Source organism: Streptomyces sp. DSM 15324 (genome assembly GCF_001514285.1).
In the GTDB taxonomy this organism is placed as follows: Bacteria; Actinomycetota; Actinomycetes; order Streptomycetales; family Streptomycetaceae; genus Streptomyces.
In genome coordinates this window covers 1-13,452 of record NZ_KQ949028.1, presented here as the reverse complement: position 1 = coordinate 13,452, position 13,452 = coordinate 1, and the positions used below count along the sequence as shown (strand labels likewise).

11 protein-coding genes and 1 pseudogene are annotated in these 13,452 nt (G+C 71.0%); 8 read left to right on the top strand and 4 right to left on the bottom strand.

What is annotated here, in order from left to right:
- Positions 1 to 5: 5 nt before the first annotated feature.
- Both AQJ58_RS19660 and AQJ58_RS19655 read right to left on the bottom strand, forming a co-directional pair.
- The gene (locus AQJ58_RS19660) at positions 6 to 890 is read right to left on the bottom strand and encodes an amidohydrolase family protein (protein ID WP_067251903.1); all 885 of its coding nucleotides are present in this window, start codon (positions 888 to 890) and stop codon (positions 6 to 8) included.
- A 3-nt stretch (positions 891 to 893) separates the two neighbouring features.
- Complete coding sequence (locus AQJ58_RS19655; RefSeq protein ID WP_067251901.1) at positions 894 to 1,811, bottom strand: SDR family NAD(P)-dependent oxidoreductase; 918 nt, start codon at positions 1,809 to 1,811, stop codon at positions 894 to 896.
- Positions 1,812 to 1,943: 132 nt separating this feature from the next.
- Between AQJ58_RS19655 and AQJ58_RS19650 the strand changes: the two genes are divergently transcribed.
- From AQJ58_RS19650 to AQJ58_RS19640, 3 genes are all read left to right on the top strand, one after another.
- The gene (locus tag AQJ58_RS19650; protein WP_420712166.1) at positions 1,944 to 2,504 is read left to right on the top strand and encodes a MarR family winged helix-turn-helix transcriptional regulator; all 561 of its coding nucleotides are present in this window, start codon (positions 1,944 to 1,946) and stop codon (positions 2,502 to 2,504) included.
- 28 nt (positions 2,505 to 2,532) lie between these two features.
- Positions 2,533 to 3,291 (top strand): IclR family transcriptional regulator, encoded by a 759-nt coding sequence (locus AQJ58_RS19645; protein WP_067251900.1) that lies wholly within the window; start codon positions 2,533 to 2,535, stop codon positions 3,289 to 3,291.
- Positions 3,292 to 3,514: 223 nt separating this feature from the next.
- Positions 3,515 to 4,906 (top strand): glycoside hydrolase family 16 protein, encoded by a 1,392-nt coding sequence (locus tag AQJ58_RS19640; protein ID WP_067251898.1) that lies wholly within the window; start codon positions 3,515 to 3,517, stop codon positions 4,904 to 4,906.
- Positions 4,907 to 5,010: 104 nt separating this feature from the next.
- On the opposite strand, the gene AQJ58_RS19635 is transcribed toward AQJ58_RS19640, so the two are convergent.
- The gene (locus tag AQJ58_RS19635) at positions 5,011 to 5,691 is read right to left on the bottom strand and encodes an SDR family NAD(P)-dependent oxidoreductase (protein ID WP_067251897.1); all 681 of its coding nucleotides are present in this window, start codon (positions 5,689 to 5,691) and stop codon (positions 5,011 to 5,013) included.
- 241 nt (positions 5,692 to 5,932) lie between these two features.
- On the bottom strand, positions 5,933 to 6,829 hold the full coding sequence (locus tag AQJ58_RS19630; RefSeq protein WP_067251895.1) for a helix-turn-helix domain-containing protein: 897 nt from the start codon (positions 6,827 to 6,829) through the stop codon (positions 5,933 to 5,935).
- Positions 6,830 to 6,975: 146 nt separating this feature from the next.
- Here AQJ58_RS19630 and tkt point away from each other — a divergent pair, with 146 nt between their 5' ends.
- The 5 genes and pseudogenes from tkt to AQJ58_RS19605 all read left to right on the top strand — a co-directional run.
- A complete protein-coding gene (tkt, locus tag AQJ58_RS19625; RefSeq protein ID WP_067251893.1) occupies positions 6,976 to 9,051 on the top strand; it encodes a transketolase in 2,076 nt (691 codons plus the stop codon).
- A 19-nt stretch (positions 9,052 to 9,070) separates the two neighbouring features.
- A complete protein-coding gene (tal, locus tag AQJ58_RS19620) occupies positions 9,071 to 10,219 on the top strand; it encodes a transaldolase (protein ID WP_067251891.1) in 1,149 nt (382 codons plus the stop codon).
- Positions 10,216 to 11,751: a glucose-6-phosphate dehydrogenase gene (gene zwf / locus AQJ58_RS19615; RefSeq protein WP_067251890.1), complete on the top strand. Its 1,536-nt coding sequence runs from the start codon at positions 10,216 to 10,218 to the stop codon at positions 11,749 to 11,751. Before tal ends, zwf begins: the two co-directional genes overlap by 4 nt.
- Entirely contained in the window at positions 11,748 to 12,683 is a 936-nt protein-coding gene (gene opcA, locus AQJ58_RS19610; RefSeq protein WP_067251888.1) for a glucose-6-phosphate dehydrogenase assembly protein OpcA, read from the top strand. Before zwf ends, opcA begins: the two co-directional genes overlap by 4 nt.
- Positions 12,676 to 13,452 (top strand): annotated as a pseudogene (locus AQJ58_RS19605) (glucose-6-phosphate isomerase); the annotation flags it as partial. The gene opcA and the pseudogene AQJ58_RS19605, both read left to right, overlap by 8 nt.

The following is a 13,452-nucleotide window of genomic DNA, read 5'->3' as shown; positions in this document are numbered from 1 at the left end:
GCCCCTTACGGCTTCGTCAACCCGAGCAGCCGGGCGGCGTTCTCCTTGAGGATCTTCGGCTTCACCTCGTCCTTGATCGTCAGCTTGTCGAAGTCGGCGAGCCAGCGGTCAGGGGTGAGGACGGGGAAGTCGGAGCCGAAGAGGACCTTGTCCTTGAGCAGGGTGTTCGCGTACTGCACGAGCTGCGGCGGGAAGTACTTCGGCGACCAGCCGGACAGGTCGATGTGGACGCCCGGCTTGTGGGTGGCGACGGCGAGGGCCTCGTCCTGCCAGGGGAAGGACGGATGCGCCAGGATGATCTTGAGGTGCGGGAAGTCGGCGGCGACGTCGTCGACGTGCAGCGGGTTGGAGTACTTCAGGCGGATGCCGCCCCCGCCCGGCACCCCGGCGCCGATCCCCGTCTGGCCGGTGTGGAAGAGGGCGATGGTGCCGGTCTCCTCGATGACCTCGTACAGGTCGTACGCCACCGCGCGGTCGTTGGGGAAGAAGCCCTGGATGCTGGGGTGGAACTTGAAGCCCTTCACCCCGTACTCCTCGACCAGCCGGCGCGCCTGCTTCACGCCCGCCTTCCCGCGGAAGGGGTCGATGGAGGCGAAGGGGATGAGGACGTCGGCGTTGGCGGCCGCGGCCTCGGCGACCTCCTCGTTGGGGACGGGGGCCGTGCCGGTCGCGGACTCGGCGTCCACCGTGAAGATCACGGCGGCCATCCTCCGCTCCCGGTAGTAGGCGGCCGTCTCCTCCAGGGTGGGCTTGCGCTTGCCCTCCACCTTGAAGTAGGCGGAGGACGCGTCGTGCAGGTCGTCGTCGAGCGAGGAGTGGCCCTTGGAGGACACCTCCGCGTGGGTGTGGACGTCGATCGCGACGAGTTCCTCGACGTTGAGGGTCGTCATGGGTCAGGCCTCCGGGAACGTGGGCGCCGGGATACCGACGGTCTGCAGTTCGGCGCCGACCGAGGTGGGGAAGGCGGCGGCCAGGGTCTCGGGGGTCCAGCCTCCGTCGGCGTAGGCCGTCTTGATCTCCTGCGGATGCGACCAGAGTGCCACCTTGTCGCCGCCGATGCCGATGGCCTGGCCGGTGATGCCCCGGGCGGCCTCGGAGGCGAGGAAGGGGACGAGCGCCGCGCAGTCCTCGGGGGTGCCGAAGCCCTCGCCCTTGCGCAGGAAGTCCGGCAGCGGCTCGCCGCCGCGCATGGCCTCGATGTACGGCGCGAAGGCGGGGATCGTCTCGGTCATCGCGGTCGCGGCGACCGGCACGATCGCGTTGACGGTGATGTTCGCGCGGCCCAGTTCCATGGCCCAGGTGCGGGCGAAGGCGGCGATGCCGGCCTTGGCGGCGGCGTAGTTCGTCTGGCCGAAGTTGCCGCGCTGGCCGGCCGGCGAGCCGACCAGGACGAGGGTGCCGCCCTCGCCCTGCTCGCGCATCTGCACGGCGGCCGCGCGGGCACAGGTGAAGGTGCCCTTGAGGTGGGTGGTGATCACCGCGTCGAAGTCGTCGTCGGTCATCTTCCAGAGCACCTTGTCACGCAGGATGCCCGCGTTGGTGACCAGGACGTCGAGCCGTCCGAACTCCTCCACTGCCCGGTTCACCAGCCGCTGCGCGGCCTCGGTGGTGCCGACCGCGACCACCTCGGCGACGGCCGTGCCGCCGGCTTCCGCGATGGACTTCACGGCCGCCTCGGCCACGGCCTCGTCGACGTCGTTGACCACCACGCGGGCGCCGTGCGCGGCGAGGGCCTGGGCGTACGCGAGACCGAGGCCCCGGCCGCTGCCGGTGACGACGGCGACCTTGCCGGTGAGATCGATGCTGGTCACGAGCGAGTCCCTTCAAGAAAGAGCCATGACCACGAGGGGGTCACGTGGAGCGGCGGGAGGTGCGGCCGCGAGATCGAAGCTAAGAGCAATAATTGTTGACGTCAATAGTTGTTGTCCACCTGCGGGTGGGTCATGCTGGAATCTGTACGACACACCGCGCCACACCGCCCCCGCCGGCCGACGGGGACCGAGACCAGGGAGCCCGCCATCGCCCACCAGGACAACGCAGTGGACGCCAGCGCCCCGATCGACGGGAACGAGCCGTGGATGCGGGGGCTGCACGCCGACACGGGCTATCTGCTCTACCGGCTCGGCCTGCGCTCCGGCCAGCTCTTCAACTCCTTCCTCCAGGAGTCGGGACTGCGCCTGCGCCACTACGCCGTGCTGCGCTTCCTGGCCACCGCCGAGGGCGCGCTCCAGCGTGAGCTCAGCGCACGGCTCGGCTACGACCCGAGCGCGATCGTCGGCCTGGTCGACGACCTGGAAAAGCTGGGCTTCGCCGAACGCCGGCCCGCCCCCGACGACCGGCGCAGCCGGATCGTCGTCCTCACCGAGGACGGCCGTTCCTTCCTGCGCGGCACCGACGAGGCCGGACTGCTCGTGACCAACGATCTCCTCGGCCCGCTCGGCCCCGCCGAACGCGAGACGCTGCACGCCCTGCTGCTGCGGGTGACCGAGGACGGGCCGCGCTGATGCCACGCCCCCGCGTTCCGGCTCCGCCATGACCTCCCGTTCCGCGCCCGACCGGCTGCTGGCCGTGCTCGCCGCGTTCGACCACGCCCATCCGGCGCTGTCCCTGAGCGACATCGCCCGGCGCGCCGGGCTGACCCTGACCACCGCCCACCGGCTGGTGGGCGCGCTGACCGCGTGGGGCGCGCTGGAGCGGGACGCGTCGGGCCTCTACCACGTGGGGCTGCGGCTGTGGGAGGTCGCCGCGCTCGCACCGCGCGGACTGGCCCTGCGGCAGGTGGCACTGCCGTACCTGGAGGACCTGTACGAAGCCACGCACGAGAACGTGCAGCTGGCCGTGCGGGACGGGTCCGAGGTCGTCTACACCGAGTGGATCTCCGGGCGTTCGGCCGTCGGGGTGCACATCCGGGTGGGCGCCCGCTGGCCGCTGCACGTCACCGGGGTCGGCCTCGCCCTCCTGGCCCACGGCGGCACGGCGCTCCAGGAGTCCTACTGCGCCCGGCCCTTGGCGTCCTACACCGCGCACACCGTCACGGATCCGGCGCGGTTGCGCCGCATGCTGGCCGAAGTCCGGCGCACCGGGGTCGCGGTGAGCGACCGTCAGGTTACCGAGGACGCGCTGTCGGTGGCCGCCCCCGTGCGCGGGCCGGGCGGCGCGGCGGTCGCCGCCGTGTCGGTGGTCGTCCCCCACGCCGACGCCCAGGTACCGGTCCTCGCCCCTGCCGTACGGCTCGCGGCGCGCGGCATCTCCCGGGCGCTCGGCTGGCAGCCGGAGGGGGCGCGGGACTGAGCCCCAGTGCCCCCTCTCCGCGCCCGGACCCCCGTACGGGAGCGGTTTGGCCTGTTTGCGCGCTTCACTCCCCGAACTTTCCTGCGGAGAAAGGACTTTCCTCGCTTCAAGTCTTGACGACTCTCGGGGCGGAGAGCACATTGGGCGCACTTTGAGAGCGCTCTCACGGGCGCTCCCGCCGTGTCACCCGCACCCCACCCCTCCGTACCCGAGAGGTCCCCCCATGAGTGCTTCCTCCGGCATGTCCAGACGGCGGCGTGCCCTCGTCGCCGTCCTCGGCACCCTCGGTCTGGCGGCCGCGGCGGCGACCGCCGTCACCCTGCCCGCGAACGCCTCCGCTCCCACGCCCCCCTCGGGCTGGACCCAGGTCTTCCTCGACGACTTCAACGGCGCCGCGGGCACCGGCGTCAACACGTCCAACTGGCAGTACAGCACCGGCACCTCGTATCCCGGCGGCCCCGCCAACTGGGGCACCGGCGAGGTCGAGACGATGACCAGCAGCACCCGCAACGTCTCCCTCGACGGCAGCGGCAACCTGCGCATCACCCCGGTGCGCGACTCCGCGGGCAACTGGACCTCGGGCCGGATCGAGACGGTCCGCACCGACTTCCAGCCCCCGTCCGGCGGCACACTCCGTGTGGAGGCCCGGCTGCAGATGCCGAACGTCACCGGCACCGCGGCCGAGGGCTACTGGCCGGCCTTCTGGATGCTGGGCGCCCCGTACCGCGGCAACTACCAGAACTGGCCCGGCGTGGGCGAGCTGGACATCATGGAGAACGTCCAGGGCCTCGACAAGGTCTGGGCGACGATGCACTGCGGCACCAACCCGGGCGGCCCCTGCAACGAGACCACCGGCATCGGCAACTCCACGGCCTGCCCCGGCACCACCTGCCAGTCGGGCTTCCACACCTACACGATGGAATGGGACCGCTCGGTGTCCCCCGAGGCGATCCGCTTCTCCGTCGACGGCGTCACCTACCACACCGTGACGGCCAGTCAGGTCGACGCGACCACCTGGGCCAACGCCACCCACCACGGCTTCTTCGTCATCCTGAACGTGGCGATGGGCGGCGCCTTCCCCGACGCCCTCGGCGGCGGCCTGGACAGCGCCACCGAATCGGGCCACCCGATGGTCGTCGACTATGTGCAGGTGCTCCAGGCGGCGGGCGGTGGGAGCGGTACCACCTCGCCCCCGACCGGCAGCCGCGACGCCTACTCCACGATCCAGGCCGAGTCCTACGACGGCCAGTCCGGCGTCTCGACGGAAACCACCACCGACACCGGCGGCGGCCAGGACATCGGCTACCTCGCCAACGGCGACTGGGCGCTCTACCAGGGCGTCACCTTCGGTTCCACGGCGGCGACCCAGTTCAGGGCGCGGGTCGCGAGCGGAGCGGCTTCAGGGATCAGCGGGCTGGTAGAAGTACGCCTGGACAGCCCCACGAGCACCCCGGTCGGCAGCTTCGCGGTGGCAAGCACCGGCGGCTGGCAGACCTGGACGACGGTTCCGGCGAACATCGGCTCCGTCACCGGCACGCACGACGTGTATCTCACCTTCTCCAGCGGGCAGCCGGCGGACTTCGTCAACGTCAACTGGTTCACGTTCGGTCACTGAGCCCGGCCCCGGGCCGGTGCCGGGCCCACCCGTCCTTCACGACCGGGCCCGGCACCGGCCGGTACGCGGACAAGCCCGTCCGTCCAGCGCCATATGACGGTACGTCACCAAGGCAGCGGCTGTCCGTCGCGGAAGAAGCCGCCCGTGGGGCCGTCGTCGGGGAGGGTCGCGGCCCACACGATTCCGGCGGCTCCGTCGGCGAGGGGCCGGCCGCCCGGACCGCCCATGTCGGTGGCGACCCAGCCGGGACAGACGGAGTTGACCAGCACACCGTCGGCGCGCAGTTCGCCCGCCAGCAACCGGGTGAGGGCGTTGAGCCCGGCCTTGGAGACCGCGTAGGCGGGCGTTCCACCCGTCATGCCGGCCAGCGATCCGCCCTCACTGGAGACGTTCACGACCCTCGGCCGACGGCTCGCCCGCAACAGCGGCAACACGGCCTGCGTCAGCCGCCACGGCCCGTACAGATTGGTCTCCATGGCCTCCCGTACGACGTCCAGATCGGCGCCGACAGCCCGTTGCCAGGTGTCGTACGTGATCGCCGCGTTGTTCACCAGCACGTCGAGCCCACCGAACCGCTCCCGCAGCACCCGGGCCGCCTCGGTGCTGTCGTCCGGGCTCGTCACGTCCAGCCGCAACGGATGCGCACCGCCGCCGAGCCCCGCGGCGGCCTTCTGCGCGGCCCGCCCGGACCGGGCGGTGACCAGTACCGCCCAGCCCAGGCCGATGAGTTGACGTGACACCTCGTGCCCGATGCCGCGGTTCGCCCCGGTCACCAATGCGATCACCGCACACCCCTTCACCGTCCGCCCGTACCAGGTACGAGCCTTGCAGAGAACGGCACCGGATCAGTGGCGCCCCGCCTCCGGCACGACGGTGAAGGCGCCGTCCGTGAGCACGGGCACGGCGACGGACACGTCCCGCTCGGTCGCGACCGGCGACCATCGACGGCCGGTTGCCGACCGTCGACCGCCTACCGTCAACTGCCGACCGTCGACCGTCGACCGTCGACCACCGACCATCCCCGACTCACCGCAACTCCGCCCGAAACCCCACCGGCGTGACCCCCGTATGCAAGTGGAAGAACTTCGAGAAGTTCGCCGGATCGGGGAACCCCACCGCCGCCCCGACCCGCCCGATCGGCAGATCCGTGTGGGCCAGCAGGCGTTTCGCCTCCAGGACGACCCGTTTGTCGATGAAGCCCTTGGGTGTCTCGCCGGTGGCGGCGCGGACCGCGCGGACGAGGGTGCGGCGGGAGTAGCCGAGGGCGTCGGCGTAGGCACTGACACTGTGCTGGGTGGCGAAGTCCCGTTCCACCGCGTCCCGGAAGAGGGTGAAGGTCGACTCGCTCCGCCGTCCGGCCTCCGCGGAACTGGTCGCCAGGTGGGCGAGGCGCAGCAGGAACGCGGTGAGGGAGTGCCGGAGCACGGCCGTGTGCAGGGCGGGAGGCAGCAACGCGCTGTCCTCGTACTCCCGTTGGAGGTGACCGAGGGCGGCGCGCAGGGAGGCGAGTTGCGGGCCCTCCGGGCGCAGCAGGGGCGGCAGGTCGTAGCGGTAGAGGCCGGTGGCCTCGACGGTGGCTCGGGGGAGGAAACCGGGCTGCATGGTCAGGACGGTGCCGCGGTACCCGCTCGACCGGGAGAAGCGGTGGACCTGGCCCGGCCGGATCCACAGCAGCTCACCGGCGGTCGCCTCGTACTCCGCGAAGTCGATCATGTGGTGCACGGGTCCGTCGTCGAACAGCATCACCACGTGGAAGTCGATGCGGTGGACGCGGTCCAGCGGGGTGTCGCCCGCGTGCCAGGTGCGGCCGGCGCCCATGGGGCCGACCCGCATGCCGACGCCGCCGAGGCTCAGCTCGACGGGGAAGGGGAGGGTTCTGATGCCGTCGTCGGCGGCGCCGCCCTGGGGTCGTATGTCCGCCATGTCCTTCTCGTGCCGTCCTGCCGCCGCTGTCGGTGTCCCACTTTCACCACAGGCTGACACAGGAAGACCTTTCCTCGTAAAAGTCAGACTTTTAAGTTTGAACGCGGTAGGACCCTCTCCCCTCTCCGATCGAGGATTTCTTGAAGATGAGCACGCATCCTCCGAACCGTTTCGAGTGGACCGACCTCGACCGGCGTGCCGTCGACACCGCCCGCCTTCTGGCGGCGGATGCCGTAGAGCGGGTGGGCAACGGCCACCCGGGCACCGCGATGAGCCTGGCGCCCGCCGCGTACACGATCTTTCAGAAGGTGATGCGTCACGATCCGGCGGACCCGGAGTGGACGGGCCGTGACCGCTTCGTCCTCTCCCCCGGCCACACCTCGCTGACGCTCTACACGCAACTGTTCCTCTCCGGCTACGAGCTGGACCTGGAGGACCTGAAGAGCTTCCGGACCAAGGGGTCGAAGACGCCGGGGCATCCCGAGTACGGGCACACGGCGGGCGTCGAGACGACCACGGGCCCGCTCGGCCAAGGGGTCGCCAACGCCGTCGGCATGGCGATGGCCGCCCGCTACGAGCGCGGCCTGTTCGATCCCGAGGCGCCCCCGGGCGAGTCCCCGTTCGACCACACCGTCTGGGCGATCGTCTCCGACGGCGACCTGGAGGAGGGGGTCTCCGCGGAGGCCTCGTCCCTCGCCGGGCACCAGAAGCTCGGCCACCTCGTCCTCCTCTACGACGACAACCACATCTCCATCGAGGGCGACACCGCGACCGCGTTCTCGGAGGACGTGCTGAAGCGGTACGAGGCCTACGGCTGGCACGTGCAGCGCGTCGAGCCCGCGGACAACGGCGACATCGACGTATACACCCTGTATACGGCCCTGAAGGCGGCGCGGGCCGAGACCGCCCGCCCCTCGATCGTCGCCCTGCGCACGATCATCGCCTGGCCCGCCCCGCACGCCCGGAACACCGAGGCCTCCCACGGTTCGGCGCTCGGCGCGGAGGAGGTCGCCGCCACCAAGCGCGTCCTCGGCTTCGACCCCGAGCGGTCCTTCCAGGTCGACGACGACGTCCTCGCCCACACCCGTGGCGCGCTCGACCGGGGCGCCGAGGCCCACGCCGCCTGGGACAAGCGGCTCGCCGAGTGGCGCGCCGACTCCCCCGAACGGGCCGCCCTGTTCGACCGGGTGGTGGCGGGACAGCTCCCCGACGGGTGGGAGGACGCGCTGCCGGTGTTCGAGCCCGGCAGGTCCGTCGCCACCCGCGCCGCCTCCGGCACGGTGCTCCAGTCCCTCGGCGCGGTGCTGCCCGAGCTCTGGGGCGGTTCCGCCGACCTGGCGGGCTCCAACAACACCACGATCGACGGGAGTTCCTCCTTCCTCCCGGAGGGCAATCCGCTGCCCGGGGCCGATCCCTACGGCCGCACGATCCACTTCGGCATCCGCGAGTTCTCGATGGCCGCGGAGATGAACGGCATCGCGCTGCACGGCAACACCCGCGTCTACGGCGGCACGTTCCTCGTGTTCTCCGACTACATGCGCAACGCCGTGCGGATGTCCGCGCTGATGCAGCTGCCGGTGACGTACGTGTGGACGCACGACTCCATCGGTCTCGGCGAGGACGGCCCCACGCACCAGCCCGTCGAGCACCTGGCCTCCCTGCGGGCCATCCCCGGGCTGAACGTGGTCCGGCCGGCCGACGCCAACGAGACCGCCGTCGCCTGGGCCGAGATACTCCGGCGGCACGCCACCCGCCCCGCCCCGCACGGGCTGGCGCTGACCCGGCAGGGGGTGCCGACGTACCCCCTCGACACCGATGCGGCCAAGGGCGGTTACGTCCTGCGCGAGTCGTCGACGGGGACCCCTGACGTCGTGCTCGTCGCCACCGGCTCGGAGGTGCGGCTCGCCGTCGCCGCGCGGGAGCGGCTGGAGGCCGAGGGGATCGGGACGCGGGTGGTGTCGATGCCGTCCGTGGAGTGGTTCGAGGAACAGCCGCGGGAGTACCGCGAGAGCGTGCTGCCGCCGGCCGTGAAGGCCCGGGTCGCGGTCGAGGCCGGGATCGGTCTGACCTGGTACCGGTACGTCGGGGATGCCGGCCGTGTCGTCTCCCTCGAGCACTTCGGCGCCTCCGCCGACGCCGACACCCTGTTCGCCGAGTACGGCTTCACCCCCGAGAACGTCGCCGCCGCAGCCCGGGAATCCCTTGCTGCCGCGCGTGGTTGATCCGAACGCCAGAAAGAAGATGATCACAGTGACCGAAGCGACCGCGCCCCCCGCGGAAGCCCTGAAGCGCCTGTCCGAAGCGGGCGTCTCCATCTGGCTGGACGACCTGTCGCGCAAGCGGATCCAGTCCGGCAATCTCGCCGACCTCGTCGCCACCCGGCACGTCGTCGGCGTCACCACCAACCCGTCCATCTTCCAGGCCGCCATCGGCTCCGGCGAGGGCTACGAGGAGCAGCTCGCCGAGCTGGCGGTGCGGGGTGTGACGGTCGACGAGGCCGTGCGGATGATGACGACGGCCGATGTGCGGGCCGCAGCCGATATCCTGCATTCCGTATACACAACTTCGCATGGTGTCGACGGTCGTGTGTCGATCGAGGTCGACCCCCGCCTCGCCCACGACACCGCGGCCACCGTCGCGGAGGCCAAGCAGCTCGCCTGGCTCGTCGACCGCCCCAACGTGATGATCAAGATCCCGGCGACGAAGGCCGGCCTTCCGGCGATCACCGAGGTCATCGGCGCCGGCATCAGCGTCAACGTCACGCTGATCTTCTCGCTGGAGCGCTACCGGGAGGTCATGGCCGCCTATCTGGCAGGCCTGGAGCAAGCGCTGTCCAACGGGGTGGACCTCTCCACCGTCCACTCCGTTGCCTCCTTCTTCGTCTCCCGTGTCGACGCCGAGATCGACAGGCGGCTGACGGCCGTCGGCACGGACGGCGCGCTCGCGCTGAAGGGGCGGGCGGCGCTCGCGAACGCACGGCTGGCCTACGCGGCGTACGAGGGTGTCTTCGCCGGTGAGCGCTGGGCCGCGCTGGCCGGGGCGGGGGCGAACCGGCAACGTCCCCTGTGGGCATCCACCGGTGTGAAGGATCCTGCATACAAGGACACGCTGTATGTGGACGACCTGGTCGCACCGGGCACCGTCAACACCATGCCGGAGGCCACCCTGGCCGCCGTCGCCGACCATGGCGCCGTCACCGGCGACACGGTGACCGGCGGCTACGAACGGGCCCGCGCCGACCTGGCCGCCGTAGCGGCACTCGGCATCTCGTACGACGAGGTCGTCACCCGTCTGGAGGAGGAGGGCGTCGCCAAGTTCGCGGCGGCGTGGGAGGACTTGCTGAACACGGTCACGAAGTCGCTGGAGAGCAAGGGAGCTGACGCGGAATGAGCACCATCCCTGTCTGGGACAACCCCCTGCGGGACCCCCGTGACCGGCGCCTGCCCCGTATCGCGGGCCCGTCGGGCCTGGTGATCTTCGGGGTGACGGGCGACCTGTCCCGCAAGAAACTGATGCCGGCCGTGTACGACCTCGCCAACCGCGGGCTGCTGCCGCCGGGCTTCTCGCTCGTCGGGTTCGCCCGCCGGGACTGGGCGGACCAGGACTTCGCGCAGGTCGTGCACGACGCCGTGCGGGAGCACGCGCGGACCCCGTTCCGCGAGGAGGTCTGGCAGCAGCTCGCCGAGGGCATGCGGTTCGTGCCGGGCGACTTCGACGACGACACGGCGTTCAAGCAGCTCAAGACGGCCGTCGATGAGCTGGACGCCTCGCGCGGCACGGGCGGCAACTTCGCCTTCTACCTCTCGGTGCCGCCGAAGTTCTTCCCCAAGGTCGTCGAGCAGCTGAAGAAGCACGGGCTGGCGAAGGCTCCGCAGGGGTCCTGGCGGCGCGCGGTCATCGAAAAGCCGTTCGGTCACAATCTGGCCAGCGCCCGCGAGCTGAACGCGGTCGTGCACGACGTGTTCGAGCCGGACCAGGTGTTCCGCATCGACCACTACCTGGGCAAGGAGACCGTCCAGAACATCCTGGCGCTGCGCTTCGCCAACACCATGTTCGAACCGATCTGGAACCGGTCGTTCGTCGACCATGTGCAGATCACCATGGCCGAGGACATCGGGATCGGCGGCCGCGCCGGCTACTACGACGGCATCGGCTCGGCCCGCGACGTCATCCAGAACCACCTGCTCCAGCTGATGGCGCTCACGGCGATGGAGGAGCCCGCCTCCTTCGACGCGTCCTCGCTGCTCACCGAGAAGCTCAAGGTGCTCAGGGCGGTGAAGCTCCCGGAGGACCTCGGGAACCACACCGTGCGGGCGCAGTACGCGGCCGCCTGGCAGGGCGGCGAGAAGGTGCGCGGATACCTGGAGGAGGAGGGCATCGACCCGGCCTCGACGACGGACACGTACGCCGCTGTGAAGCTGAACGTCGACAACCGGCGCTGGGCGGGCGTCCCGTTCTACCTGCGCACCGGCAAGCGGCTCGGCCGCCGGGTCACCGAGATCGCGGTCGTCTTCCAGTCGGCGCCCCACTCCCCCTTCGACTCCAGCGCGACGGAGGAGCTCGGCAAGAACGCGATCGTCATCCGGGTCCAGCCCGACGAGGGCATCACGGTCCGTTTCGGCTCGAAGGTGCCGGGCACCTCGATGGAGATCCGGGACGTGACAATGGACTTCGCCTACGGCGAGTCCTTCACGGAGTCCAGCCCGGAGGCGTACGAGCGCCTCATCCTGGACGTACTGCTCGGCGATGCCAATCTTTTCCCGCGCCACCAGGAAGTGGAAGAGTCCTGGAAGATCCTCGACCCGATCGAGGAGCACTGGGCGGCCCACGGAAGGCCCGCGCAGTACCCCTCGGGCAGCTGGGGACCCGAGGAAGCCGACGAGATGCTCGCACGAGACGGACGGAGCTGGCGCAGGCCATGAAGATCGACCTGACCGACACCACGGCAAGCAAGATCAACAAGGCGCTGGTGCAGGGGCGCCGCGCCATCGGCACACCCGCCGTGGGCATGGTCCTGACGATGGTGATCGTCACGGACGAGGAGAACGCCTACGACGCGATCAAGGCGGCCGAGGAGGCCTCGCACGAGCACCCCTCGCGCACCCTGGTCGTCATCAAGCGGCACGCCCGCACCCCGCGGGAGCGCACCGGGTCGCGGCTGGACGCGGAGGTCCGCGTCGGCTCCGAGGCCGGCACCGGCGAGACCGTGATCCTCAGGACCTACGGCGAGGTGTCCGACCACGCCGACTCGGTGGTCCTGCCGCTGCTGCTGCCGGACGCGCCGGTCGTCGTCTGGTGGCCGGTGGACGCGCCCGAATACCCCGCGAAGGACCCGCTGGGCGCGCTCGCACAGCGGCGGATCACCGACCTGTATGCAGTCGAGAACCCACTGCAGACGATGGAGACCCGCAAGCGTTCCTACGCACCCGGTGACACCGACCTCGCGTGGACCCGGCTGACGCCGTGGCGTTCGATGCTGGCGGCGGCCCTGGACCAGGCCCGGGTGCCCATCGTGTCCGGGGCGGTGGAGGCCGAGGCGGAGAACCCGGCCGCCGAGCTGCTCGCCCGCTGGCTGGAGGCCCGGCTGGGGGTCCGGATCGACCGGGTCGTGACCGCCGGACCGGTCGTCACGGCCGTACGGCTGGGCACCGAGGGCGGCGAGATCGTCATCGACCGCCCCGAGGGCCCCCTCGCCACGCTCACCCTGCCGGGCCAGCCCTCGCGCACCCTCGCGCTGAAGGTCCGCACCACCTCCGAACTGATCGCCGAGGAGCTCAGGCGCCTCGACGCGGACGAGATGTACGCCATCGCCCTCAGGGGCGAGGGCACCAAGGAGAACGCCTCCCATGTCTGACTCACCCCAGCTGTCGGAGCGGCCCGAGTGGGCCGCCCTGGCGGACCACCGCGCGCAGGGAACCCCGGGACTGCGTGAGCTGTTCGCGACGGATCCCGGGCGCGCGGAGCGGTACGTGGTGCGCGTCGGCGACCTGCGCATCGACTACTCCAAGAACCTGGTCACCGACGAGACGCTGAGGCTGCTGCGGGAGCTGGCCGAGGCCGCGGACGTGTCCGGGCTGCGGGACGCCATGTTCCGCGGCGAGAGGATCAACACCACCGAGGACCGCGCGGTCCTGCACACCGCGCTGCGCGCCCCGGCCGACGCGGTGATCGAGGTCGACGGGGAGAACGTCGTGCCCCGGGTGCACGCCGTGCTCGCGAAGATGGGCGACTTCGCCGACCGGGTCCGCTCCGGGGCGTGGACCGGCCACACCGGCCGGCGCATCCGCAACGTCGTCAACATCGGCATCGGCGGCTCGGACCTGGGCCCGGCCATGGCGTACGAGGCGCTACGGGCTTACACGGCACGGGACTTGACGTTCCGTTTCGTGTCGAACGTCGACGGCGCCGACCTGCACGAGGCCACCCGCGACCTGGACCCGGCCGAGACGCTGTTCATCGTCGCGTCCAAGACGTTCACCACGATCGAGACGATCACCAACGCCACCTCGGCCCGCGGCTGGCTCCTCGACGGCCTCGGCGGCGACGAGAAGGCGGTGGCCCGGCACTTCGTCGCCCTGTCGACGAACGCCGAGAAGGTCGCGGACTTCGGCATCGACACGGCG